The organism is Burkholderia ubonensis, from assembly GCF_001718695.1.
GTDB classification, from domain to species: Bacteria; Pseudomonadota; Gammaproteobacteria; order Burkholderiales; family Burkholderiaceae; genus Burkholderia; species Burkholderia ubonensis_B.
In genome coordinates this window covers 2,604,659-2,627,946 of record NZ_CP013420.1, presented here as the reverse complement: position 1 = coordinate 2,627,946, position 23,288 = coordinate 2,604,659, and the positions used below count along the sequence as shown (strand labels likewise).

Genomic DNA, 23,288 nt, shown 5'->3' with positions numbered 1-23,288 from the left:
CCGGCGACGCTCACCCCGCGCTTTTTTTGCTACCCCGTAGAACTTATCTGTTCTTTTCAATTTTTCAACTTGTGGGATGAAGAATAGAGATTGCCCGAACGAGATGTCAATCGTTTGAAACGCTATTTTCTGACGAATCGAGGGTTTTCCTTAGACGACGTGCGGCACGCCAATCGTCGATCAAACGGGGAAGGATAGGCACGCCGCATCGGCGCGATCAGTTCGCGTCGACCCGGTAACCGTGCTGGCGCAACAATTCGAGCACGCCGCGCGGGCCGCCCAGATGCAGCGCGCCAATCGCGACGAACAGCGGCCGGTTCGGCGCGGCGATTGCCGTCATCCGTGCAACGAAGCGCCGGTTGCGCTCATACAGGATCTTGTTGTCCATCGACGCGGACAGCGCCTTCGAACGCGACAGGCGCTCGCTCTTCGCGACCGCCCACGCGGCGAGCGCATCGGCGTCGCCGATCCGCCACAGCCGGTGCAGCGCCTTCACGTCGGCGGCGTTCTGCGCGGGCGTCTGCACCATGTCCTGCGCGAGCATCTCGCGCTGCTCGGCGAGCGTGAGGCCGGTGAACGCGCGCATCTGCTCGGCGAGCGTCTCGAGCCCGACCACCCGGCCGCCCTTCTTCTTCAGGTACACGTTCTGCAATTGCGCCTCGGTGCCGTACTCGGTCTGCAGGCCGGCCGACAGCGAATCGTAGGTCTCGACGACGAGCGCGGCGAGCCACGGCCGCATCTTGCGGATTCCGGCGAGCGCGGCCGAATTGCCGCGCAGCCGGCCGGCGAGCTGCTGCCACAGCGGCTCGGGCAGCAGGCGCGGCAGGCACGCGTAGTTGCAGATGCCGTACTTCGACACGTCGTCCTGCGATTCGAGCAGGTCGTCCGGCGACAGCTCGAGTGCGAGCGTCGGCGCCGCGGCGAGCGCCGCGAGGATGCGCGGCCGGAACGGCTGCGCGCCCGGATAGTCGGACGGATCGCCGAGACGTGCAGCGTGCCGAGCACGTAGATCGTGACCTTGCCCTTGGTCGCGACGTAAAACGGCATCCGTGCCGGCTGCGCGCGCACCGCGCCGCTCGCGACCGTGCCGTTCGACACCGACGGCGGCGGATGGAAGCCCGGCAGGGTCATGCCGGGCGGCGGCACCTGCGAAGGATGGAGCGGCGCCGTCGCCGACGCGCGCGCCTCGGCCCGCGCGAGTCCGACGGGTACGGCAAGGCCGGCCACCGCGCACGCACCGGCCAGCGCCGCGCCGGTCACGGTGCGCACGCTCCAGCGGCGTGCGTTGCGGTACGCGCGACGCACGCGCATACCGCCGATGCGCTCACGGCGCGCAGTCGAAGCGCGCGCCGCCAGGCCTTCAGGCATCCTCCTCCCCCACCTCCTCGGCGCGATGGCAGGCAACGCGCCGGCCATCGACGTCGCGCAGCTGCGGCTCCTCGGCCCGGCAGCGCGCGACCGCATACGGGCAGCGCTGATGGAACGCGCAGCCCGACGGCGGATTGAGCGGCGACGGCAGCTCGCCCTGCAGCTTGATCTGCACGCGGCGGTCTTCCTCGAAGATCGCCGGCGTCGCCGACATCAGCGCGCGCGTGTACGGATGCCGCGGGCGCGCGTAGATCGTCGCCTTGTCGCCGAGCTCCGCGACGCTGCCGAAGTACATCACCATCACGTCGTCGGCGACGTGCTCGACCACCGCGAGGTTGTGCGAGATGAACACGTAGCTGGTCTTGAACTGCTCCTGCAGGTCCATGAACAGGTTGAGGATCTGCGCCTGGATCGACACGTCGAGCGCGGACACCGGCTCGTCGGCGACGACGATCCGCGGATCGAGGATCATTGCCCGCGCGATCGCGACGCGCTGCCGCTGGCCGCCCGAAAACATGTGCGGATAGCGCTTCGCATGCTCGGGCCGCAGGCCGACCGTGCGCATGATCTGCGCGACGCGCTGCGCGCGCTCGGCGGCCGTCAGGTTCGTGTTGATCTCGAGCGGCTCGGCAAGCGTCTGCTCGACGGTCTTGCGCGGGTTCAGCGACGCGAACGGGTTCTGGAACACCATCTGCACGCGGCGGCGCAGCTCGGCGACCGTCCGGCGGTCCGCACCGGCGACGTCCTTGCCGTCGATCGTCAGGTGTCCGGAGGTCGGCGTCTCGATCATCGTCAGCTGGCGCGCGAGGGTCGACTTGCCGCAGCCGGACTCGCCGACGACCGCGAGCGTGCGGCCGCGCTTCAGCGTGAACGACACGCCGTTGAGCGCCTTCACGGTGCCCTGGCCGAACATCCCGCGCTTCACCTGGTAGTGCTTCGCGAGCTGGTTCGCGACCAGCACCGCATCCTCGTCGTGCGCCGTGCGGCGCGTTTCGTTGACAGCATTCATCGTGCGCCTCCCGTCAGGTCGAGGTTCGTCAGATTGAGCGGCTTGATGCAGCGCGCACGCATCGCATCGTTGCCCGGCACCAGCGTGTCGAGCGACGGACGCGCCTTGCGGCAATCGTCGACGACGTACTTGCAGCGCGGCGCGAACAGGCACCCGGACGGGCGATCATCGCGGCCCGGCACCATCCCCGGCAATGCGGCAAGCCGCCGCGCCCCCTTGTTGTGCTCGGGAATCGCCGCGAGCAATGCTTCGGTGTACGGATGATGCGGCTGCGCGAAGATGTCCGGCACGCGGTTGGTCTCGATGATCTCGCCCGCGTACATCACCGCGACGCGCTGCGCGACCTCCGACACCACGGCGAGATCGTGCGAGATCAGCACGAGCGCCATCCCGCGCTCCTTCTGCAGCTTCACGAGCAGATCCATGATCTGCGCCTGGATCGTCACGTCGAGCGCGGTGGTCGGCTCGTCGGCGATCAGGAGCTTCGGGTTGCACGCGACGGCCATCGCGATCATCACGCGCTGGTTCATCCCGCCCGACATCTGGTGCGGAAACGAATCGATCCGGCTCTTCGGGTCGGGGATGCCGACCTGGTCGAGCAGCTCGAGCGCGCGGCGGTGGAGCGCATCGCCGCGCAGCCCTTCGTGCAGCTTCAGCACTTCCTTGATCTGGTAGCCGACCGTGTAGCTCGGGTTCAGACTCGTCAGCGCGTCCTGGAACACCATCGCGACGTCCTTGCCGATGATCCTGCGCCGCGCCTTCGGCGACGCCTTCAGCAGGTCCACGCCGTTGAACGTGACTTCGTCGGCCGTCACCTTGCCCGGCGCGTCGATCAGGCCCATCAGCGCCATCATCGTCACGCTCTTGCCCGAGCCCGATTCGCCGACGACGCCCACCACCTCGCCCGGCGCGATCGACAGGTTGATCCGGTCGACGGCGGGCAGGCCGTTGAAATTGACCGCGAGATTGCGGATGGTCAGAAGGTTCTCGCTCATGTTCAGGCCATCCGTTTCAGTTTGGGATCGAGCGCGTCGCGCAGCCCGTCGCCGAGCAGGTTGATCGCGAGCACCGAGATCAGGATCGACAGGCCCGGCATCGTCACGATCCACCATGCGTTGTCGATGTAGTCGCGCGCGGAGGCCAGCATCGCGCCCCATTCGGCGGTCGGCGGCTGCACGCCGAGGCCGAGGAAGCCGAGCGCGGCCGCGTCGAGGATCGCCGACGAGAAGCCGAGCGTCGCCTGCACGATCAGCGGCGCCGTGCAGTTCGGCAGCACCTGCGAGAACATCAGGCGCAGCGTGCCGGCGCCCGCCACGCGCGACGCCGTCACGTACTCCTTCTGCAGCTCGCCGAGCGCCGATGCGCGCGTCAGGCGCACGTACGCGGGCAGCGCGACGATCGCGATCGCGAACATCGTATTGGTGAGGCCCGGGCCGATGATCGCGACGACCGCGACCGCGAGCAGCAGCGACGGCAGCGCGAGCAGCACGTCCATCACGCGCATCACGGCCGTGTCCGCCCACTTCTGGAAGAACGCGGCGACGAGCCCGAGCACGATGCCCGGGATCAGCGCGAGCACGACCGATACGAAGCCGATCCAGAACGACATCCGCGCGCCGTACATCAGCCGGGACAGGATGTCGCGGCCGGCTTCGTCGGTGCCGAGGATGAACTGCCAGTTGCCGCCGTCGAGCCACGCGGGCGGGATCTTCACGTAGTCGCGGTATTGCTCGACCGGGCTGTGCGGCGCGATGAGCGGCGCGAACAGCGCGATGACGATCAGCACGAGCACGACGATGCCCGCGCCGACCGCGCCGCGGTTGCGCGAGAAGTTGGCCCAGAATTCGCGCAGCGCGAGCGTGCGGCCGCCAGCCGGCACCGATTCGCTCGGCAGGGTGTTTTGCAGGTTGCTCATGATTTACCTCGTGTGGCGGATGCGCGGGTTCAGCACGCCGTACAGCAGGTCGACGGCCAGGTTCACGACGATCACGAGGGTCGCGATCAGCAGGATGCCGCCCTGCACGACCGGATAGTCGCGGCGGCCGATCGCGTCGATCAGCCACTTGCCCACGCCGGGCCACGAAAACAGCGTCTCGGTCAGCACCGCGCCGGCGAGCAGCGTGCCGATCTGCAGGCCGATCACGGTGACGACCGGGATCAGCGCATTGCGCAGCGCGTGCACGACGACGACGCGCACGGGCGACAGCCCCTTCGCGCGCGCGGTGCGGATGTAGTCCTCGCGCAGCACTTCGAGCATCGACGAACGGGTCATCCGTGCGATCACCGCGAGCGGAATCGTGCCGAGCACGATCGCCGGCAGGATCAGGTGGCTGACCGCCGACTTGAACGAGCCTTCGTCCGGCGCGAGCAGCGCGTCGATCAGCATGAAGCCGGTCGGATGCGGGAAGTCGTATTCGACGGCGATGCGGCCCGACACGGGCGTCCAGCCGAGATACGACGAAAACACCATGATGAGGATCAGCCCCCACCAGAAGATCGGCATCGAATAGCCGGTGAGCGCGGTGCCCATCACGCCGTGGTCGACGATCGAGCCGCGCCGCAGTGCCGCGACGACGCCGGCCGGCAGGCCGACGACGAGCGCGAAGACGAGCGCGCACAGCGACAGCTCGACGGTCGCCGGGAAGCGCGCGAAGAACTCGCCCGCGACGCTCGTGTTGGTGATGATCGACGTGCCGAGGTCGCCCGACAGCGCGCGGCCGATGTAGTGGACGTACTGCACGGGCAGCGGCTGGTCGAGCCCGAGGCGCTTCATCGCCTCCGCGTGCATGACGGGATCGACGCCGCGCTCGCCCATCATCACTTCGATGGGGTCGCCCGGAATCAGGTGAATCAGCGCGAACGCGAGGATGGTGATGCCGATGAAGGTCGGGATCACCATCCCCACGCGGCGCAATACGAATCGGAGCATGATGCGTCTCGTATTTTCTTGTGGGAAATGTGCGACCGGCGACGAGGAGCTCGTGGCCCCTCGCCGCCGGGTGTTTTCAAGCCGGTTTTCGTGACAGCTTACGCTCGTCGCGTCACTTCACGCTCACGCCGTCGAAACGTGCATAGCCGAGCGGCTCGATGCGCATGTCGACGACGTTCTTGCGCACCGGCTGGTAGACGGTCGAGTTCGCGATCGGCGAGAACGGCACCTGCTGCGCGAAGATCTGCTGCGCCTGCGTGTAGATCTTCGTGCGCGCATCCTGGCCCGTCGTCGAGCGGCCCTTCTGGACGAGGTCGTCGAACGGCTTGTAGCACCACTTCGAGAAGTTGTTGCCCTTCACCGCCTCGCAGCCGAGCAGCGTGCCGAGCCAGTTGTCGGGGTCGCCGTTGTCGCCGGTCCAGCCGATCAGCATCGTGTCGTGCTCGCCCGCATGCGAGCGCTTCATGTACTCGCCCCACTCGTACGTGACGATCTTCGCCTTCACGCCGATCTTCGCCCAGTCGGCCTGGATCATCTCGGCCATCAGGCGCGCGTTCGGGTTGTACGCGCGCTGCACCGGCATCGCCCACAGCGTGATCTCGAAGCCGTTCGGGAAGCCGGCCTTCGACAGCAGCGCCTTCGCCTTCGCGGTGTCGTACGCGGGCATCTTCAGGCTCTTGTCATACGACCATTGCGTCGGCGGCATCGGTGCGCTCGCGGCCTGGCCCGCGCCCTGGTACACCGATTCGAGGATCGCCTTCTTGTTGATCGCCATGTCGAGCGCCTGGCGCACCTCGAGCTTGTCCATCGGCTTGTGCTCGACGTTGTACGCGAGGTAGCCGAGGTTGAAGCCCGCCTGCGACGGCATGTCGACGCCCGAATCCGCTTTCAGCGTCGCGATGTCGGCCGGACGCGGATAGGTCATCACCTGGCACTCGTTGCGCTTGATCTTCTGCACGCGCACGCCCGGATCGGGCGTGATCGAGAAGATCAGCTTCGCGATCTTCACTTCGCCCTTCTTCCAGTAGTCGGGATTGCCGTCGAAGCGAATCGTCGCGTCCTTCGTATAGCTGCGGAAGATGAACGGGCCCGTGCCGATCGGCTTCTGGTTGATGTCGGCAGCCTTGCCGGCCTTCAACAGCTGGTCCGCGTATTCGGACGACAGGATCGACGCGAATTCCATCGCCATGTTCTGGATGAACGGCGCGTTCGGTTCCGCCAGCGTGAATTTCACCGTGTACGGATCGACCTTCTCGACCTTCGTGATCAGCTTGTCGAGGCCCATGTCGGTAAAGTACGGGAACGACACCGGGTAGGCCTTGCGGAACGGCTGGTTCGGGTCGAGCATGCGCTGGAACGTGAACACGACGTCGTCCGCGTTGAATTCGCGCGTCGGCTTGAAGAAGTCGGTCGTGTGGAACTTGACGCCGTGGCGCAGGTGGAACGTGTAGACCTTGCCGTCGGGCGACACGTCCCACTTCTCGGCGAGGCCGGGCTCGACCTTGGTGCCGCCGCGCTCGAATTCGACGAGGCGGTTGTAGACGGTGAACGTGGACGCCGTGAAATCGACGCCGGTCGTGAATTGCGCGGAATCGAAGCCCGCCGGGCTGCCTTCTGAGCAGTAGACGAGCGTTTTGTTCGGGATCTGTGCGAATGCAGAGCCCGCGATGCCGAACGATGCCGCTGCCACGCCTGCCATGGCGGTAACACGCAGGGTGTGCAACAGACGGTTGTATTCCATGTTTCCTCCAGGTCTCCAGATCGGAACCGACCCTTCAGCAGGGGCCGGCGTACGCGGATATTACTTGAGCTAGCGATTGCACAACAAGCTGGAGAAAAAACCCGTCTCCGCGCGCCGCAGCGGGTGTGCGCGGATGTTGCCGACGCATGACGGCGGCCCGGGCGCGCGCGAGCGGCGGTTCCGCTGATGCAGCGCGTGTTTCCTTCGTCAACTAAACACCCTCCGCGCTGCGGCGGACGGGGCGCGACGCACGGCGGCTCAGCGGCGCGCGTCGAGATCCGCGCTGCGCGCCGGCACGAACGCGACCGCGACGATCGACAGCGCGAGCCCCGCCATCACGTACCAGGTCGGCGCGAGCGGCGAGCCGGTGGCCTTGATGAGCCACGTGACGATGAACTGCCCGAAGCCGCCGAACAGCATCACCGCGACGTTGTACACGATCGACAGGCCGGTCGAGCGCACGTTGGCCGGAAACAGCTCGGCGATCATCGCGCCGAACGGGCCGTAGTAGCCCGCGAGCGTCACCGACAGCACGGCCTGCACGGCGATCAGCCGCGCGATGCTCGGCGCGGCGTCGAGCCACGCGAACAGCGGGTACATCAGCGCGCACGTGATCGCGAGCGACCACAGCGACAGCCCCTTGCGGCCGATGCGGTCCGACCACGCGCCCGCGAGCGGCGACAGCGCGACGAGCAGCACGTTGCCGACGATCACCGCGTAGAACGATTGCGCATACGGCAGCTTCAGCTGCTTCACCGCGAAGGTCGGCAGATAGCCGATCAGCACGTAGATCGTCACCGTCAGCGCGATCACCGCGCCGAGCCCGCACAGCATTTCGCGCGAATGGCGCGCGAACACTTCGCCGAGCGTCGCGCGCCGCGCGCTCTGCTGCGCATGCAGGAAGGCTTCCGAATCGGCGAGATGGCGGCGGATGTAGACGCCGATCGGCCCGATCACGAGCCCGGCGATGAACGGCACGCGCCAGCCCCACGCGCGCAGCGCGTCCTGCGACAGGCCGTGCGTGACGGCCGCGCCGACGAGCGCGCCGATCAGGAGCGCCGCGGCCTGGCTCGACATTTGCCAGCTGCCGTAGAAGCCGCGCTTCGAGAACGGCGCGGCTTCGATCAGCAGCGCGGTCGCGCTGCCGAACTCGCCGCCCACGGAAAAGCCCTGCAGCAGGCGGCCGAACACGATCAGCAGCGGGCCGCCGATGCCGATCGCCGCATACGGCGGCGCGACCGCGAGCAGGAAGATGCCGGCCGTCATCAGCAGGATCACGAGCGACAGCGCGGCCTTGCGGCCGGCGCGGTCGGCATACAGTCCGAGCACGACGCCGCCGATCGGCCGCATGAAGAACGCGACGCCGAACGTCGCGGTGGCCAGCAGCAGCGACGAATATTCGCTGGTCGTCGGAAAGAACAGGTCGGCGATCACGACCACCATGAAGCTGAAGACCGTGAAGTCGTACCACTCGAGCGCGTTGCCGATGACCGCCGCCGCCACCGCGCGCCGGTTCAGCGCGCGCTCGGGCCCGACCGCTTTCGTTGAACGCGCAATCGTCGCCATGCGTGTCTCGCCCTCGTGAATTCGCCGTGTCGGGCGGTCGCGGATCGCACGGGAGCGTTCGCGGCGCGCTGGTGTGCAGCGAGTGTAGAAAGCGAAGAAACCGATTTCAAGCGATAAAAAACGCCCGCCATCGAACGATGGCGGGCGTTTTGCGGTTTTCGCCACATTGCGGCATCGCACGATGCCGCCACCGACGTCAGCCCATCTTCGAGAACGCGTTGCACCAGCCCTTGGCCGACACCTGCTTGCCGGGGAACGCGCCGCACGGGCCGGACGCCGAACCCGGCTTGCCCTGGTACAGCATGCAGGCCGCGCAGTCCTGGCCCGCCGCGTATTTCGGGAATTTCGCCTTGTCGACCTTCGTGGCGTCCATCTTGTAGCCGAGCGCCTGCGCGGCCGGATCGCTTTCGGACAGCATCGGCAGGTCGGCGGCCAGCGCTTCGCGCGACAGCGCCATGGCCGAGACGACGCCGACGCTCGTGATCAGGAAACTCCGACGGGAAGTTTTCATGGGGACTCGCTCCAATGTTATCGATTTGAAAGCCGTTCTGGCGACGGCCGCTCGACAGAATAACCGCGCGGCGAACAAATGTGCGCGCCGAAATGCCGGAGATAACGGATTTCGCAGGCGCAGCGAAGCCGCGTCGGGCGGCCCGCGCGCGGACGCTACGCGTGAGGTGCGCGTCAGGTGCGCGACGCGATGTCGCCGACCCGCTGCGCGAGCGCGAGCGCCGCGGTCAACCCCGGCGACTCGATGCCGAACAGGTTCACGAGGCCGCGCACGCCATGCTGCGCCACGCCCTGCACGATGAAGTCGGCGGGCGCTTCGCCCGGCCCCGCGAGCTTCGGGCGGACGCCCGCATAGGCCGGCTGCAGCGCACCGTCGGGCAGTGCCGGCCAGTACGCGCGGATCGGCGCGTAGAACGCCTCCGCGCGCGCCGGGTCGACGTCGTAGCGCGGCGCGTCGATCCACTCGACGTCCGGCCCGAAGCGCGCCTGCCCGGCGAGGTCCAGCGTCAGATGGATGCCGAGCCCCGCGCGGTCGGGCACCGGGTAGACCAGGTGCGAGAACGGCGCGCGCCCGGACAGGCTGAAGTAGTTGCCGCGCGCGAGATAGAGCGGCGGCACCCAGCGCGGATCGAGGCCGCGCGTGCGACGCGCGAGCGCCTGCGCGCCGAGCCCCGCGCTGTTGATCACGCACGCCGCCTCGATCTCGGCCGGCGTGTCGCCGCCGGTGCGCACGACGAAGCGCGCGCCGCGCAACACGTCGATCGATTCGACCGGGGACTTCAGCGCGCACACGGCGCCGTTGCGTTCGGCGTCGCCGAGCAGCGCGAGCATCAGCTGATGGCTGTCGACGATGCCCGTGCTCGGCGAGAACAGCGCCTCGACGCATTCGAGCGCGGGCTCGAGCACCTGCGCCTCGCCGCGCGTGAGCGGCATCAGGTCGAGCACGCCGTTCTCCTCGGCGCGCGCGGCGATCGCCTTCAGCTGTTTCACCTGCGCGGCGGACGTCGCGACGAGCAGCTTGCCGACGCGGCGATGCGGGACGTGATGCGTTTCGCAGAATTCGTACAGCAGGTCGCGGCCGTGCACGCACGACATCGCCTTCAGCGAGCCGCGCGGATAGTAGAGGCCTGCGTGAATCACCTCGCTGCTGCGCGCGCTCGCGCCGGTGCCGATCGCGTCGGCCGCCTCGAGCACCAGCGTCTCGCGGCCGCGCGCGGCGAGCTCGCGAGCGATCGCGAGCCCGACGACGCCCGCGCCGATCACCACACAGTCCGTCTGCTCCATGGCTTTTCGCGTCGTTATCGCGTCGAGGGAGAGAAGACGATTGTACGTCCCGGTCCACACGCATGCAGGACACATGTGTAGCCGGATGTTTCTCGCCGATCCCGCGTCGCCGGCAGCGCCTCTCCCTGGTATCCCGAGTGATCCCGAGTGTCAGAACCCGATCGGGCGGCGCTTCGTCGCGCCTTCGTCCGCGCGGATGTCGCGCGCCTCGATCGCATCGCGCCCGTCGAGGCGCGCGGCGCCGAACGCGTGCAGCAGCGCACGCCGCATCGTGCGCGGCGGCGTCGCGGCGAGCACGTCGAGCGCGTCGTCGCCGAGCGCGTCCGGAAAGCGCCGGCCCCACGCGTGCGACGTGCGGATCTCGTCGTAAATCGTCTGCGCGATGCGGCGCGCGCCGGCCGCGTCGGGCGGCGCGATCTCGTACACGTTCATCCGGTTGAGCAGCGGCTCCGGAATCGCCTGCGCATCGTTCGCGGTCGCGACCCAGATCACGTTGCCCGCATCGATCGGCACCTCGGCGAATTCGTCGACGAACGCGCGCGCGGTGTCATGCTCGAGCAACGCATAAAGCGCGCCGAGCGGATCGTATTGCGCGTCGCTGCCCGCCTTGTCGATCTCGTCGACCGTGATCACCGGGTTCGCGTAGCTGCCGTTGACGAGCGCATCGAATACCTTGCCCGGCTTCGCGTTCTTCCACTGCGACGACGCGCCCGAAAGGATCCAGCCCGCCGTCAGCGAACTCATCGGCACATAGTGATACGACGTGCCGAGCAGCTGCGCGAGCGCCTTCGCGAAATAGGTCTTGCCGATGCCCGGCGGGCCGAGCAGCAGGATCGGCATCAGTTCGAGCCGGTCGTCGGTTTCGAGGCACAGCGCGACCTGCTTGCGCACGTCGCCGAGCGGCTCCGTGAAATTTGGCAGCGCCTCGCCGAGCGCGTCGAACGACGGCATCCGGTTCGGCTTCACGCAAAAGCGCAGATTGCCGGTCTTGAGCATCCTCTCGTAGGTGGCGCGCAGCGCGTCGCTCGCGCCGTCGTTCAGGTCGTTCAGCGCCGTCTCGACCTGCTCGAGGTCATACACCGTGCTGAAGGACGCCACCGCCAGTTCCTGTTTCACCATCGCCGTCGTCATACCAACCTCGCACCCGCTTGCATGCCGCACCATCAGACCCCTTCGATTTCAGTGTAGCGATCCAGAATCCCGGTGCAAGCAAGCAGCCGCGCGCGTGTGCTGCTGACAGCCGGCGCGCGCGGCAGGTTCGCGCGACGCGCAAATGTGACCGACGCGCGCCGGTCGAGGCGTTCACGCGTTTTTTTGCTTGAAAACGCGTGACGCGCACTTACCTTTCAAGCAGGACCGCATCGCGTGACACACGCGTCGCGCCACCTCCGGTCGCATCGCCGTCGATGCCGATCGGGCGTAAGATGTGCGTCCGTTTCCCGCTACACCGCGATTCCGGAGAGGCTTCATGCTGAAACACGGCCTGGCCGTCCTGCTGGCGAGCGTCGCGCTCGCCGCCCATGCGCAGAGCCCCGCGCCCGCCGTCGTCGCATGGGAGATCCAGGTGGTGCGCGACGGTCAGACGATCGACACGTTCCAGCAGAAAACCACCGTGGGTCAGACCCGCACCGACACCCATCGTTATCCGTCCGCCGTGCCCGTCGGCTGCGGCGACCAGGCGCGCGTCGTGCCGACCGAGCGTTCGCGCTCCGTCACCGTCGCGCCGCTCGCGGTCGACGCGAACGCGATCTCGCTCGCGCTCGACGTGCAGGAAACGCTCGACGACCCGGGCGCGAAGCCGCGCGATCCATGCCTGCCGAGCTCGCCGCGGCAAATCGTCGCGAGCCATCCGGGGCTGTCGATCGGCGGCGACAACTGGACCGACTGGACGCTCGTCGACCAGCATCCGCACCTCGTGTACCGCCTGCGCGCGCACGTCAGCAAGGACTGAGCCGACATGCAAGCGCACGATGCCCTGTCCGTCCCGTTCGCCGAGCCGCACGCCGCGCCCGACGAACTCACCGCGGTGAGCTGGAACCTGCACAAGGGCCGCACGCCGCTCGGCTTCACCGCGTGGAACGCGATGCGCGACTGGATGCGCTCGACGCACGCCGACGTGTATTTCCTGCAGGAAGCGATGGCGCGGCGGCTGCCGCGGCCCATGCTCGCGCCCGGCTTCGGCGCGCCGATGAACGATGCGTACGACGACGTCTGGCATTGCCAGGCCACCGAAATCGCGCATGCGCTCGACTGGCAGATCGCGCTTGGCCCGAACGTGTTCAAGCCGTCGTGGCGGCACGGCAACGCGATCCTGTCGCCGCATCCGCTCGACCTCGGCGGACGCTGGGACATCTCCGCGCACCGCTTCGAGCGGCGAGGCCTGCTGGTCGCGCGCGCGACGCTGGCCGGCGCGCGCCCCGTCACGCTGCTGTGCGCGCATCTCGCGCTCACGCGCGCCGCGCGGCTGCGCCAGATGCACTGGATCGCGCACTGGATCGTGCGCCACGCGAAGGACGGCCCGCTCGTGCTGGCCGGCGACTTCAACGACTGGCGCAACGATTCGATTCCGCTGTTCGGCGAGATCGGCCTGACCGAGGTCGCGACGCTGCTCGGCGAGTCGGGACGCACGTTCCCCGCGTTTTCGCCGGCGCTCGCGCTCGACAAGATGTTCGTGCGCGGGATGACGCCGCTCGAATGGAACGCGCCGTCCGGCGAGACCGCGTGGCTGTCCGACCACCTGCCGTACATCGCCCGCCTGCGCCTCGATCCGCCGCAAACCTGAGCGGCGCGGCGGCGCCCGCGCGCGTCGGCCTCGGCGCGAAGCTCGCCGCCGACCGATGAAAGCGAATCGAAAGGCAACGTTGCGCCAAATCCGCGCCTGTGCCGGGGGCAAGCGCGCGATTGGCACAGTCAAGGTAAAATAAGCAGTTCTTCAAACGTCTGTCATCGAGAAGGCGCGTGTTCGGCGCGCCGGCCGGCCGATCCCCGGATCGGGTCGACGCCCTCGTTTTTCGCCCATTGCACGCGTCTGCTACGCGCGTCCGTTTTCACAGTCATGAGCAAATACGACACCGCCACCGTCCAATCCGTCCACCACTGGACCGATACGCTTTTCAGCTTCACCTGCACCCGTGAGCCGAGCCTGCGCTTCAACAACGGCGAATTCACGATGGTCGGCCTCGAGGTCGACGGCAAGCCGCTCGCGCGCGCCTACAGCATCGTCAGCCCGAACTACGAGGAGCACCTCGAGTTCTTCAGCATCAAGGTCCAGAACGGCCCGCTGACGTCGCGCCTGCAGCACCTGAAGGTGGGCGACACGGTGCTGATCGGCAAGAAGCCGACCGGCACGCTCGTCGCCGACAACCTGCTGCCCGGCAAGACGCTGTGGATGCTGTCGACCGGCACGGGCCTCGCGCCGTTCATGTCGATCATCCGCGATCCGGACATCTACGAACGCTTCGACAAGGTCATCCTGACGCACACGTGCCGCCTGAAGGGCGAGCTCGCGTACATGGACTACATCAAGCACGACCTGCCGGGCCACGAGTACCTGGGCGACATCATCAAGGAAAAGCTCGTCTACTACCCGACGGTCACCCGCGAGGAATTCGAGAACGAAGGCCGGATCACCGACCTGATCTCGACGGGCAAGCTGTTCGCCGATCTCGACGTCCCGCCGTTCTCGCCGGAGCACGACCGCGTGATGCTGTGCGGCAGCACCGCGATGCTCAAGGACACGACCGACCTGCTGAAGCAGGCCGGCCTCGTCGAAGGCAAGAACAGCGCGCCGGGCCACTACGTGATCGAGCGCGCATTCGTGGACTGATCTGCCCCTGAAACTTGCGCACCATCAAGGACCGGAGCTTTCGCTCCGGTTTTTTTTCGTCCGCGCTTGGCGAATTCGTAACAATCGACGACCATCTATCTCAAATAGTTACATTTGGGCACGGCGCAGGTGGCGGCTCGTGTGTCAGTGTTTTTCCTACAACAGGTTCGTTCAGATTGTTCACAAAAACCCTTAAATGTCCCGCCCGTCATGACTTTTCAAGAATTTTTGAGATATTATGCGCGGCGCGCGGCTGCAATTCGGATGCGCATTGAAGGGTCGGATCTATGTGTTACAAGATGTAACTTTTGTTACTCTGGCCGGTGACAAATTCCGTCAGGGAGCCGCGCTTTCGGCGGCTTCCGGCACACGTCGCCGACCGGTGTCTGAATCGCCTTCTGAGAGCAGGGAGAGTCATGGATACGTCGCTTAACGCGCCCGAGAGCGCCCACGCCCCGTTCCCGTCGCAGCAGCCGTCGCCGGCCTGCGCCCCCGCCCCGTTGCCTTGCACGACCGCCGCCGGCCGCGATGCGCTCGCCGCGCGGATCACCGAACTGTCCGCCGCACTGTTCGCCGCCGACGAAGCGGCGCGCCGCCATCTGGCCGGCGAGCTGCACGACGGGCTCGGCGCCGAACTCACCGCCGCGCGCTTCGCGCTCGCGAACATCGACACCTGGCTGCCCGCCGACGCGCCCGAAGGCTGCCGTCGCGCGCTCGATCTCGCGCAGCGCGCGCTCGACGCCGCGACGGACGCGAATCGCCGGCTGATCGCCGAACAGGACACGCCGGCGCTCGACGGCGGGCTCGTGCGCGCGCTGTCGGCCTGGATCGACAGCCATGCGGAACACACCGGCCTGCGCACGAGCTTCGTGTGCGCCGCCGACGCGCGCCTGCCGCAACTCGCCGGCCCGGGCGCGCTCGCGATCTTCCGGGTCGCGCAGGAAGCGCTGTCGAACGTCGCGAAGCATGCGCGCGCGACGTCGGTCGACGTGCGGATCGACGCGGACGGCACGCACCTGTCGCTGATCGTTGCCGACGACGGAATCGGTTTCGCGCGCGCTCACCGCCATGGCTACGGCGTCGCCGGCATGCGCGCCCGCTGCGAGGCATTCGGCGGCGGCTTCGAACTGGCCTCGCCGGCCGCCGGCCGCGGCGCCCAGCTCGCCGCGCGGTTCGCGTGGGACGCGCTGTTCGCGGCGCCGGCAACGGCGCGCCGCGCCTTCCCGATTTCGTGAGGGCGCCATGAGTCTGAACATCCTGCTCGTCGACGACCACGCGATCGTCCGGCAAGGCATCCGGCACCTGCTGATCGACCGCGGCGTGGCCCGCGAAGTCACCGAGGCGGAAACCGGCGGCGAAGCGATGGCGGCCGTCGACAAGCGCGAATTCGACGTGATCCTGCTCGACATCTCGCTGACCGACATGAACGGCATCGAGGTGCTCAAGCGCCTGAAGCGCAAGCTGCCGCGCACGCCGGTGCTGATGTTCTCGATGTATCGCGAGGACCAGTACGCGGTGCGTGCGCTGAAGGCCGGCGCGGCCGGCTACCTGTCGAAGACGGTCAACGCCGCGCAGATGATCTCCGCGATCCAGCAGGTCGCCGCGGGCCGCAAGTACGTGAGCCCGGCGATGGCCGAGGCGCTCGCCGAATACGTGTCGTTCGAGAACGAGCCGCTGCCGCACGAGAAGCTGTCGGACCGCGAATACCAGACGCTGTGCATGCTCGCGTCCGGCAAGCGGCTCACCGACATCGCTCACACGCTGTCGCTGTCGGTGAAGACGGTGAGCGTCTACCGCACGCGGCTGCTCGAGAAGATGCGGCTGTCGAACAACGCGGAACTGACCTTCTACGTGATGAGCAACCAGCTCGTCGACATGGCGCCCGCGTCCGGCGCCTGATACGCGCGCCGGCACGCCGGCCGGCGTGCCCAAGCGCTTGTTTTGCCTGACGATCCCGCCGCCCGGTGCTGCACCGCGGCGAATCGCCCCGGCCAGATCGGTTAAAATTTCAGGTTTTTCACTCAGTCGACGCGACGCGCACGCGCGCGCCGGCGATCCATCCGCAATGTCTCTCTTCCGCAAGAAAAACGTCGATCGCATGATCGCCGGCGCGCACGCCGCCGGGCTCAAGAAAGCGCTCGGCGCGATCGACCTCACCTTCCTCGGCATCGGCGCGATCATCGGCACCGGCATCTTCGTGCTGACCGGCACCGGCGCCGTGCAGGCCGGCCCCGCGCTGATGCTGTCGTTCGTGATCGCCGCGATCGCGTGCGGGCTCGCCGCGCTGTCGTACGCCGAGTTCGCATCGACGATTCCGGTCGCCGGCTCGATCTACACGTATTCGTATGCGACGCTCGGCGAGCTCGTCGCGTGGATCATCGGCTGGGACCTGATGCTCGAATACGGGCTCGCCGCGTCCGCCGTGTCGGTCGGCTGGTCCGGCTACCTGCAGTCGCTGCTGCAGGGCTTCGGCCTCACGCTGCCGACCGTGCTGAGCGCCGCGCCCGGCGCGGTGCCGGGCGTCGTCACGTGGTTCAACCTGCCGGCGTTCCTCGTGATGATCGTGATCACGACGCTGCTGTCGATCGGCATCCGCGAATCGACCCGCATCAACAACGTCATGGTGTTCATCAAGGTGTCGGTGGTGCTGCTCGTGATCGCGGTCGGCATCTTCCACGTGACGCCGGCGAACTGGCAGCCGTTCATGCCGCACGGCTGGAACGGCGTGTTCGGCGCAGCGGCCGTGATGTTCTTCGCGTTCATCGGCTTCGACGCGGTGTCGTCGGCGGCCGAGGAAGTGAAGAACCCGAAGCGCGACCTGCCGATCGGCATCATCGCGTCGCTGGCCGTCTGCGCGTTCCTGTACGTCGCGGTCGCGGCGGTCGCGACGGGCATCGTGCCGTCCGCGCAGTACGCGAGCATCTCGCACCCGATCTCGTACGCGCTGCAGATCGCCGGCGAGAAATGGGTCGCGGGCTTCATCGACCTCGGCGCCGTGCTCGGCATGCTGACCGTGATCCTCGTGATGAGCTACGGCCAGACCCGCATCATCTTCGCGATGTCGCGCGACGGCCTGCTGCCGGCGACGCTGTCGCGCGTGCATCCGCGCTTCGCGACGCCGTTCCTGACGACCTGGCTCGTCGGCCTGTTCTTCGGGCTGATCGCCGCGCTGGTGCCGCTCAACGTGCTCGCCGAGCTGATCAACATCGGCACGCTCGCCGCGTTCTCGATGGTGTCGATCGCGGTGCTGGTGCTGCGCCGCACCCATCCGGAGCTGCCGCGCGCGTTCCGCTGCCCCGGCGTGCCGGTCGTGCCGATCCTCGCGGTCGCGTCGTGCCTGTTCCTGATGCTGAACCTGGCGCCCGTCACGTGGGCCGCGTTCGGCGTGTGGCTCGTGATCGGCCTCGCGATCTACTTCGTGTACTCGCGCCACCACTCGAAGCTGGCGCGCGGACAGCACGACGCGCACTGACGCCACGCGCACGTGCGTTCGCACGTGAAATGGCAGATGCAGCCGCGCACCCACGCAGCGCGTGCGGCTGCAACGCCGCACCGGGCCGCCCGGCCCCGTGCGGCGCGCAGCGCCTCCGCCTCCGCCTTCCTCCTCCGCCACAACCGCGCCGCGCCATTGCCGCGCGCGGGCGCTGCCTGATCGTCCCGATCTCTTGCCCGATCCTCGCCATTTGCGCCCCACACGCGCACGCTGGCAGCACGCGCGCGCGGTGCGGTTCATAATTCCGCCATCGAACGACGGTTGGGAGCCGCAGACCGTCCGGCAACGGGAAAACATCATGGAAAGCGTCGATCTCGATGTACTGAAAACCAGCGCGCGCTGGATCGAAGAAGGCCGCCGCGTGCTGCTCGTGACGGTCGTGAAGACGTGGGGCTCGTCGCCGCGCCCCGAAGGCGCGATGCTCGCGGTGCGCGACGACGGGCTCGTCGTCGGCTCGGTGTCGGGCGGCTGCATCGAGGACGACCTGATCGCCCGCGTGCATGCGAGCGGCATCGCGCCCGACGCGCGGCCGGAAGCGGTGAAGTACGGCGTGACGGCCGAGGAGGCGCACCGCTTCGGGCTGCCGTGCGGCGGCACGATCCAGCTCGTGCTGGAGCCGCTGACGCGCGACAGCGGCGTCGCCGCGCTGTGCGCGCAGGTCGAGGCGGGCCGCCTCGTCACCCGCACGATGACGCTCGCGACGGGCCGCGCGTCGCTGTCGCCCGCGCAGGCGACCGACGGCGTCGCGTTCGACGGCGAACGGCTCGTGACGATCCACGGCCCGCGCTACCGGATGCTCGTGATCGGCGCGGGGCAGCTGTCGCGCTACCTGTGCCAGATCGCGGTCGGGCTCGACTACCAGGTGACGGTGTGCGATCCGCGCGACGAATACACGGATGCGTGGGACGTGCCGGGCACGCGCGTCGTGCACACGATGCCCGACGACACGGTGCTCGACATGAAGCTCGACGCGCGCTCGGCGGTGATCGCCCTCACGCACGATCCGAAGCTCGACGATCTCGCGCTGATGGAAGCGCTGAGGACGCCCGCGTTCTACGTCGGCGCGCTCGGCTCGCGGCGCAACAACGCGGCGCGCCGCGAGCGGCTGCGCGAATTCGATTTGAGCGACACGGAACTGGCGCGGCTGCACGGGCCGGCCGGCATCTACATCGGCAGCCGGACGCCGCCGGAAATCGCGATCTCGATCCTCGCCGAGGTCACGGCCGCGAAGAACCACGTGTCGCTGCCGACGATCCTGCAGGTCGAAGGCGCGAAGGCCGCGCGCGAGATCGCGGCGAGCAGCGGCGCGACCTGCGGGTCGTGACGCCGGCGGGCGCGATGGGCGGTGTGCGCGCACGCGCTGCAGCGTCGATCCGGTCGCCTTACGCGAATCCCGCGGCAAGCGCCGCCGCGACCGAGCCGGCCACCAGCACGACGCCGACCGTGCGGCGCTTGTTCAGCTCGGTCCACAGCAGCACGCCCGTCAGCGACAGCAGGATCAGCGAGCCGGCGATCGTATCCATCAGCAGCACCCAGCCGAGGTTCATCCCGACGCCGCGATGCAGGTTGTTCAGCGTCGTCAGGAACGAGTTGCCCGTGCGCTTCACCGATACGTAGCCGTTGCCGACCCAGTATTCGGCCTGCAGGTTCTGGTGCGGCCCGAACAGGCCGAACTGCCAGTGCTCGGGCTGCATCACGCGCCGGTCGCCCCATGCGACGGGCTGCGCGGGGTCCTTGCGCACCCGGCCCGGGCGGCCGTCGAAGTGCAGTTCCTGCTGCAGCCAGCGGGTCATCGCCGCGGGCGAGCGCGGCGCCGGGTTCGGCAGCGCGAGCTGCATCTCCTCGACCTGCGGCTCGCCGGTCGGGATCTTGAGCGGCGGCGCGCGGTGATTGAGCACGATGCCCGTCACGCCGAACAGCAGCCCCAGCACCGCGCCCCACAGGCCGACCCAGCCGTGCACCTTTCGCAGCCACTTGATGAAGGTCGCGCGGCGCGAACGCTGGCGGCGCGCCGCCAGCTCGGCGTCGCTCGCCGGACGCACGGCCGGTCGCAGCACGGTGACGCCCGCGGCGGGCTGGTCGGCCCGCAGCGGGGCGATCGTTTCAGGCGCGTTCACGCAATAGCTTCCATTCGTTCGACACGACGAGCGGCGCCACGTGGAACGTGCGCCGCCCGGTCAATATGATAATGAGAATGGATATCATTACATAAAGCGGGATGCAGCTCAATCCGTCTGCATCGCACGGCGCGCGCGGAACGAGGAGCGAATAGACGGGAATGCCCACCGATCGGCGGCTGATCGGGCAGATTTACGGCGAGATACGGGAAGAAAGCCCGCGCCAGCCGACACCGACGCAACAGCGCAGGCAAGCAACGAAACGAACGAGCGAACCCGCGCGACGCTCAGCGTCGCAGTGCCGGCAGCGGAAAGTGCGCGGCGCCGTCCGGCTCACGCTCCGGCTCGGCGCGCTCGAGCGCGTACAGCCATGCGAGCAGGTCCGCGACCGCCTGGTACAGCTGCGGCGGAATCCGATCGTCGAGATCGACCTGCATCAGCAGCGACACCATCTCCGGCGCGGTGTGCACGTAGAGCCCCGCATCGCGGGCGCGGGCGACGATCATCTCGGCAACCGCCCCGTAGCCCTTCGCGATCACGCGCGGCGCGGCGTCGCCGCCCTTCGCGTCGTAGACGAGCGCGGCCGCGCGCTTGCGGGAACCCATGCTCATCGCGGCACCGTTTCGTCGACGTCCGGCGTGCCGCCCGCGCCGCCGCGCGCATAGGCGGCCGCGGCCGCCTTCGCGGCGACCGCGTCGAAACCGTCCGGCGCGCCGTCGACCGCGCGGATCGACAGCCCGCCGAGCTGCAGCCCCGACGCCTCCAGCCGCTGCCGCAGCGCGCCCTCGTGCCGCGCGAGCCGGCCGGCGCCGGCCTCGTTCGCGCGCAGCCGCGCGACGAGCTGCTCGCCGTTCAGCACCAGCTCCGCATCGACCGTGCCGAGCGACGGCAGCGTGAGCGTGAGCCGCGTGCGCCACGCGATGCCGTCGCCGGCGTCGTCGCCGCGCGCCGCGTGCCCGCCCGAGTCGTCGGGCTCGATCGTCCAGTCGAGCCGCGCGCCCGGCCACGCTTCGCCGATCCAGCGGAACTGATCGGTCGCGAGCACGTCGAGCTGCTGGCGCACGAGCGGCACGGCGGCCGGATGCACGGCCGCCGACGACTGCGGCTGCGCCTGCGGATCGGCCGACGCGGCGGCCAGCGCGGCGCGCGCGGGTGTCGCCCAGTGCGCGTCGGGCAGTTCGCCGAGCGGATCGGCCATGCCGGCCGTGCCCGGCGCACCACCGCGCGCGGCCGCCGACGCGTTCGGCATCGATGCATGCGGCGCGGCGCTGCCCGTCGCCGACGCGCCCGCCGGCAAGGCGGTGCGCGACGCAGCCGGCAGCGGCGCGCGCTGCGCGAGCAGTTCGTCGAGCGGGTCGGGTGCGTCGTGCTGCGCGGCGTCGGCGGCCGTCTGCACCGGCACCGTCGCGAGCCGCGCCTGCGGCTCGCGCGCGAGCGCCGCGAGCGGCCGCTGTCCGGCCAGCCATTGCGCGAGATGGGATTCGTAGAACAGGCCGCTTTCGCTCACGGCCTGCGCGAGCGCGGCGCGCAGCGCCGCCGTGGGCGGCGCGGCGGGCGTATCGCGCACGGCCGCGGCGGCGTTCGCGGCGGTCGCGGCCGATGGCGTGGAAGAAGAAGGAGAAGAAGACGAAGCAGGCGCAGACGCCGCCGCAGCGGCCACGCCCGGCTGCGCGCCGTCGGGCGACGCGGTCAGCGCATTCAGCAGCACGGTCGGATCGGCGAGCAGCGGCGTGCGGCCGACGACCGCCGGCGTCGCGTCGCCGCCGAAACGGGAGATCGCGTCGAGCACGAGCCCGACGTCGGACAGCGCCGTCTGGGCCGAAGCGGGCGGCGCGGCCGGCTGCGCGAGCGCAGGCGCCGCCGACGCCACGCCGGCGCCCGGCGTGCCGACCTGCGCGGCGCCGCTGCCGGCGGGCGCCGTCACGGTGGTCAGCAGGCTGTCGAGGCGGCTGGCCAGCAACGCGGCGGCTACGGTGTCGATACCGGTCATGATCGGAACCTGCTCACCTCAGCCACTTCGTTGCAAATCCGGAATCGGGGCCCGCGGCAAGCGCCGCCCCGGCAAACGGGCCTTACCCGCGCGCGCGATACAGATCGGTCAATACGCGGCTCGAGCGGCGCGCCTCGAACAGCGCGGACAGCCGCGCGATCTCCGGGCTCGCGAGATCGCGAATCGCGGCGTCGTCGGCCAGAATGCAGCGAATCAGGTCGAGCTTGCGGGCGAGTTCGGCCTCGTCGAGCGCGATGCCCTGCCCGGCCTCCTTCAGCCCGTCGACGAGCTGCAGGTATTCCTCCTGCAGCCCCGACAGCGCGTTCCAGTCGGCGCCGCGCGCGGCGTGCAGCATCCGGCCGGACACGGCCGCGATCGCCTCGTAGCTAGCGAAGTATTGGGCCTTGCCGTTCATCTGGCCGCATCCGCAGCCTGCTGCGCGGCCATCCGGGCGACTTCGGGCGCAATGCCCGTCCACGCTTCCTCGAGCGTTGCGAGCAGCCCGTCGACCTCGACCAGCATGGCGTCGCTGCTCTGCGCGTTCGCCTGCAGCAGGCGCTTGCCGATGTAGCTGTACAGCGCATCGAGGCGCGCCGCGATGTCGCCGCCCGCTTCGCGGTTCAGCGACGTCTGCAGGCCGCTCTCGACGATGCTGATCGCCTTGCCGATCGCCTCGCCGCGCGCCGGGATGTTGCCCTGCTGCAGATGCATGCGCGCGAGCGCGACGGCCTGCCGCGCGCCCTGGTAGAGCATCGCGATCAGGCGATGCGGGGACGCGCCCATCACCCCCGTCTCGACGCCGACGCGCGCGTACGCATTGGCTCCAGCGTGTCCTGGGGAAAACATGCGCTTCTCCTTGTTTGATGCGTTGGATCTGGATAGCCTGCGCCCGCGACGCGGCTGACTCCCGGAGTTATCGGAAATGAAGTTAAAAGCTTTAGGCGAAACCGAGGGCTCTGTCAGACCGGCATCTGCATGACTTCGTTGTACGCGGTCACGAGCTTGTTGCGGACCTGCAGCCCGAACTGGAAGCCGATGTTCGCCTTCTGCATGTCGACCATCACGTCGTTCAGCGAGATGTTCGGCGCGCCGACCTCGAACGCGTGCGCCTCGCCGAGCGCGCGCTGCTGGTCGCCGCTGATCTTGTCGAGCGACGCCTTCATCGCGCTCGCGAAGGTGCCGGCGGTCGCCGCGCCGGAACCGGCGACCGCCGCGCTCGGGCTGGCCGCGCCGCTTGCCGCCTGCGCCGCCATCGCCTGCATCTGTTGCAATACCGAACCGATTCCGCCGACGTTCGCCGTCATGCTGTTTCCCCATCCAGAAAAGAGGGCCCGTTCGGGCCGGACCGGGCGGGCCGTCGGCGCGTATCGCACGCCCGCCATACCGGATCGCGAAAAAGCATAGCAGCGCACCGTCCGGCAAAGCCGTGAAAGTACGGGGGAAACCCGGCTCTTT

The 23,288-nt window shown here is 68.7% G+C and carries 22 protein-coding genes and 1 pseudogene; 7 read left to right on the top strand and 16 right to left on the bottom strand.

Going from position 1 to position 23,288, the window contains the following annotated elements; genetic code table 11:
- Positions 1-217: 217 nt before the first annotated feature.
- From WJ35_RS11980 to WJ35_RS11935, 10 genes and pseudogenes are all read right to left on the bottom strand, one after another.
- Positions 218-1,368: pseudogene (locus WJ35_RS11980) on the bottom strand (TraB/GumN family protein).
- On the bottom strand, positions 1,361-2,377 hold the full coding sequence (locus WJ35_RS11975; protein WP_060235091.1) for a peptide ABC transporter ATP-binding protein: 1,017 nt from the start codon (positions 2,375-2,377) through the stop codon (positions 1,361-1,363). The pseudogene WJ35_RS11980 and the gene WJ35_RS11975 overlap by 8 nt, the downstream one beginning before the upstream one ends.
- Positions 2,374-3,372, bottom strand: a complete 999-nt coding sequence (locus WJ35_RS11970) for an ABC transporter ATP-binding protein (RefSeq protein ID WP_060235092.1) — start codon at positions 3,370-3,372, stop codon at positions 2,374-2,376. Before WJ35_RS11970 ends, WJ35_RS11975 begins: the two co-directional genes overlap by 4 nt.
- A gap of 2 nt (positions 3,373-3,374) precedes the next feature.
- Entirely contained in the window at positions 3,375-4,292 is a 918-nt protein-coding gene (locus WJ35_RS11965; protein WP_060235093.1) for an ABC transporter permease subunit, read from the bottom strand.
- A 3-nt stretch (positions 4,293-4,295) separates the two neighbouring features.
- On the bottom strand, positions 4,296-5,306 hold the full coding sequence (locus WJ35_RS11960) for an ABC transporter permease subunit (protein WP_069239210.1): 1,011 nt from the start codon (positions 5,304-5,306) through the stop codon (positions 4,296-4,298).
- Positions 5,307-5,418: 112 nt separating this feature from the next.
- Positions 5,419-7,047, bottom strand: coding sequence for an ABC transporter substrate-binding protein (locus tag WJ35_RS11955; RefSeq protein ID WP_060235094.1), 1,629 nt, complete (start codon positions 7,045-7,047; stop codon positions 5,419-5,421).
- 258 nt (positions 7,048-7,305) lie between these two features.
- Complete coding sequence (locus WJ35_RS11950; RefSeq protein ID WP_060235095.1) at positions 7,306-8,613, bottom strand: MFS transporter; 1,308 nt, start codon at positions 8,611-8,613, stop codon at positions 7,306-7,308.
- A gap of 196 nt (positions 8,614-8,809) precedes the next feature.
- The gene (locus WJ35_RS11945; RefSeq protein ID WP_069239209.1) at positions 8,810-9,124 is read right to left on the bottom strand and encodes a high-potential iron-sulfur protein; all 315 of its coding nucleotides are present in this window, start codon (positions 9,122-9,124) and stop codon (positions 8,810-8,812) included.
- Between the two features lie 173 nt (positions 9,125-9,297).
- Positions 9,298-10,407, bottom strand: coding sequence for an NAD(P)/FAD-dependent oxidoreductase (locus tag WJ35_RS11940; RefSeq protein WP_069239208.1), 1,110 nt, complete (start codon positions 10,405-10,407; stop codon positions 9,298-9,300).
- Positions 10,408-10,557: 150 nt separating this feature from the next.
- On the bottom strand, positions 10,558-11,538 hold the full coding sequence (locus tag WJ35_RS11935) for an AAA family ATPase (RefSeq protein ID WP_010090400.1): 981 nt from the start codon (positions 11,536-11,538) through the stop codon (positions 10,558-10,560).
- A gap of 337 nt (positions 11,539-11,875) precedes the next feature.
- Here WJ35_RS11935 and WJ35_RS11930 point away from each other — a divergent pair, with 337 nt between their 5' ends.
- From WJ35_RS11930 to WJ35_RS11900, 7 genes are all read left to right on the top strand, one after another.
- Positions 11,876-12,358, top strand: a complete 483-nt coding sequence (locus tag WJ35_RS11930) for a hypothetical protein (protein WP_060235097.1) — start codon at positions 11,876-11,878, stop codon at positions 12,356-12,358.
- Positions 12,359-12,364: 6 nt separating this feature from the next.
- Positions 12,365-13,189 carry an endonuclease/exonuclease/phosphatase family protein gene (locus WJ35_RS11925; RefSeq protein ID WP_060235098.1) on the top strand — a complete coding sequence of 275 codons (825 nt, stop codon included), beginning with the start codon at positions 12,365-12,367 and terminating at the stop codon, positions 13,187-13,189.
- Positions 13,190-13,462: 273 nt separating this feature from the next.
- A complete protein-coding gene (locus tag WJ35_RS11920; protein ID WP_010090397.1) occupies positions 13,463-14,233 on the top strand; it encodes a ferredoxin--NADP reductase in 771 nt (256 codons plus the stop codon).
- A gap of 416 nt (positions 14,234-14,649) precedes the next feature.
- Positions 14,650-15,468 (top strand): quorum system sensor histidine kinase RqpS, encoded by an 819-nt coding sequence (rqpS, locus tag WJ35_RS11915; RefSeq protein WP_060235099.1) that lies wholly within the window; start codon positions 14,650-14,652, stop codon positions 15,466-15,468.
- Between the two features lie 7 nt (positions 15,469-15,475).
- Positions 15,476-16,132, top strand: a complete 657-nt coding sequence (rqpR, locus tag WJ35_RS11910; protein WP_042586536.1) for a response regulator transcription factor RqpR — start codon at positions 15,476-15,478, stop codon at positions 16,130-16,132.
- 166 nt (positions 16,133-16,298) lie between these two features.
- Positions 16,299-17,705, top strand: a complete 1,407-nt coding sequence (locus WJ35_RS11905) for an amino acid permease (RefSeq protein ID WP_069239207.1) — start codon at positions 16,299-16,301, stop codon at positions 17,703-17,705.
- 319 nt (positions 17,706-18,024) lie between these two features.
- Positions 18,025-19,050, top strand: a complete 1,026-nt coding sequence (locus tag WJ35_RS11900) for an XdhC family protein (RefSeq protein WP_069239206.1) — start codon at positions 18,025-18,027, stop codon at positions 19,048-19,050.
- Positions 19,051-19,108: 58 nt separating this feature from the next.
- Here WJ35_RS11900 and WJ35_RS11895 read toward each other — a convergent pair whose 3' ends face one another.
- The 6 genes from WJ35_RS11895 to fliE all read right to left on the bottom strand — a co-directional run bounded on the left by WJ35_RS11895 (position 19,109) and on the right by fliE (position 23,137).
- The gene (locus tag WJ35_RS11895) at positions 19,109-19,843 is read right to left on the bottom strand and encodes a PepSY-associated TM helix domain-containing protein (protein WP_069239205.1); all 735 of its coding nucleotides are present in this window, start codon (positions 19,841-19,843) and stop codon (positions 19,109-19,111) included.
- A gap of 287 nt (positions 19,844-20,130) precedes the next feature.
- On the bottom strand, positions 20,131-20,454 hold the full coding sequence (locus tag WJ35_RS11890; protein ID WP_069239204.1) for an EscU/YscU/HrcU family type III secretion system export apparatus switch protein: 324 nt from the start codon (positions 20,452-20,454) through the stop codon (positions 20,131-20,133).
- Entirely contained in the window at positions 20,451-21,833 is a 1,383-nt protein-coding gene (locus tag WJ35_RS11885; protein ID WP_069239203.1) for a flagellar hook-length control protein FliK, read from the bottom strand. The genes WJ35_RS11890 and WJ35_RS11885 overlap by 4 nt, the downstream gene beginning before the upstream one ends.
- A gap of 82 nt (positions 21,834-21,915) precedes the next feature.
- The gene (locus WJ35_RS11880) at positions 21,916-22,248 is read right to left on the bottom strand and encodes a flagellar protein FliT (RefSeq protein WP_069239202.1); all 333 of its coding nucleotides are present in this window, start codon (positions 22,246-22,248) and stop codon (positions 21,916-21,918) included.
- Positions 22,245-22,679: a flagellar export chaperone FliS gene (gene fliS, locus WJ35_RS11875; RefSeq protein WP_069239201.1), complete on the bottom strand. Its 435-nt coding sequence runs from the start codon at positions 22,677-22,679 to the stop codon at positions 22,245-22,247. Before fliS ends, WJ35_RS11880 begins: the two co-directional genes overlap by 4 nt.
- 113 nt (positions 22,680-22,792) lie before the next feature.
- The gene (fliE, locus tag WJ35_RS11870; protein ID WP_010095102.1) at positions 22,793-23,137 is read right to left on the bottom strand and encodes a flagellar hook-basal body complex protein FliE; all 345 of its coding nucleotides are present in this window, start codon (positions 23,135-23,137) and stop codon (positions 22,793-22,795) included.
- Positions 23,138-23,288: the final 151 nt, after the last annotated feature.

Coding starts and splice junctions, on each gene's coding strand:
- WJ35_RS11970 (WP_060235092.1), bottom strand. CDS start 3,372: ATGAGCGAGAACCTTCTGACCATCCGCAATCTCGCGGTCAATTTCAAC.
- WJ35_RS11885 (WP_069239203.1), bottom strand. CDS start 21,833: ATGACCGGTATCGACACCGTAGCCGCCGCGTTGCTGGCCAGCCGCCTC.
- WJ35_RS11920 (WP_010090397.1), top strand. CDS start 13,463: ATGAGCAAATACGACACCGCCACCGTCCAATCCGTCCACCACTGGACC.
- WJ35_RS11975 (WP_060235091.1), bottom strand. CDS start 2,377: ATGAATGCTGTCAACGAAACGCGCCGCACGGCGCACGACGAGGATGCG.
- WJ35_RS11900 (WP_069239206.1), top strand. CDS start 18,025: ATGGAAAGCGTCGATCTCGATGTACTGAAAACCAGCGCGCGCTGGATC.
- WJ35_RS11905 (WP_069239207.1), top strand. CDS start 16,299: ATGTCTCTCTTCCGCAAGAAAAACGTCGATCGCATGATCGCCGGCGCG.
- WJ35_RS11965 (WP_060235093.1), bottom strand. CDS start 4,292: ATGAGCAACCTGCAAAACACCCTGCCGAGCGAATCGGTGCCGGCTGGC.
- WJ35_RS11930 (WP_060235097.1), top strand. CDS start 11,876: ATGCTGAAACACGGCCTGGCCGTCCTGCTGGCGAGCGTCGCGCTCGCC.
- WJ35_RS11925 (WP_060235098.1), top strand. CDS start 12,365: ATGCAAGCGCACGATGCCCTGTCCGTCCCGTTCGCCGAGCCGCACGCC.
- WJ35_RS11940 (WP_069239208.1), bottom strand. CDS start 10,407: ATGGAGCAGACGGACTGTGTGGTGATCGGCGCGGGCGTCGTCGGGCTC.
- WJ35_RS11950 (WP_060235095.1), bottom strand. CDS start 8,613: ATGGCGACGATTGCGCGTTCAACGAAAGCGGTCGGGCCCGAGCGCGCG.
- WJ35_RS11935 (WP_010090400.1), bottom strand. CDS start 11,538: ATGACGACGGCGATGGTGAAACAGGAACTGGCGGTGGCGTCCTTCAGC.
- WJ35_RS11955 (WP_060235094.1), bottom strand. CDS start 7,047: ATGGAATACAACCGTCTGTTGCACACCCTGCGTGTTACCGCCATGGCA.
- WJ35_RS11960 (WP_069239210.1), bottom strand. CDS start 5,306: ATGCTCCGATTCGTATTGCGCCGCGTGGGGATGGTGATCCCGACCTTC.
- WJ35_RS11880 (WP_069239202.1), bottom strand. CDS start 22,248: ATGAACGGCAAGGCCCAATACTTCGCTAGCTACGAGGCGATCGCGGCC.
- WJ35_RS11945 (WP_069239209.1), bottom strand. CDS start 9,124: ATGAAAACTTCCCGTCGGAGTTTCCTGATCACGAGCGTCGGCGTCGTC.
- rqpR (WP_042586536.1), top strand. CDS start 15,476: ATGAGTCTGAACATCCTGCTCGTCGACGACCACGCGATCGTCCGGCAA.
- fliS (WP_069239201.1), bottom strand. CDS start 22,679: ATGTTTTCCCCAGGACACGCTGGAGCCAATGCGTACGCGCGCGTCGGC.
- fliE (WP_010095102.1), bottom strand. CDS start 23,137: ATGACGGCGAACGTCGGCGGAATCGGTTCGGTATTGCAACAGATGCAG.
- WJ35_RS11890 (WP_069239204.1), bottom strand. CDS start 20,454: ATGAGCATGGGTTCCCGCAAGCGCGCGGCCGCGCTCGTCTACGACGCG.
- rqpS (WP_060235099.1), top strand. CDS start 14,650: ATGGATACGTCGCTTAACGCGCCCGAGAGCGCCCACGCCCCGTTCCCG.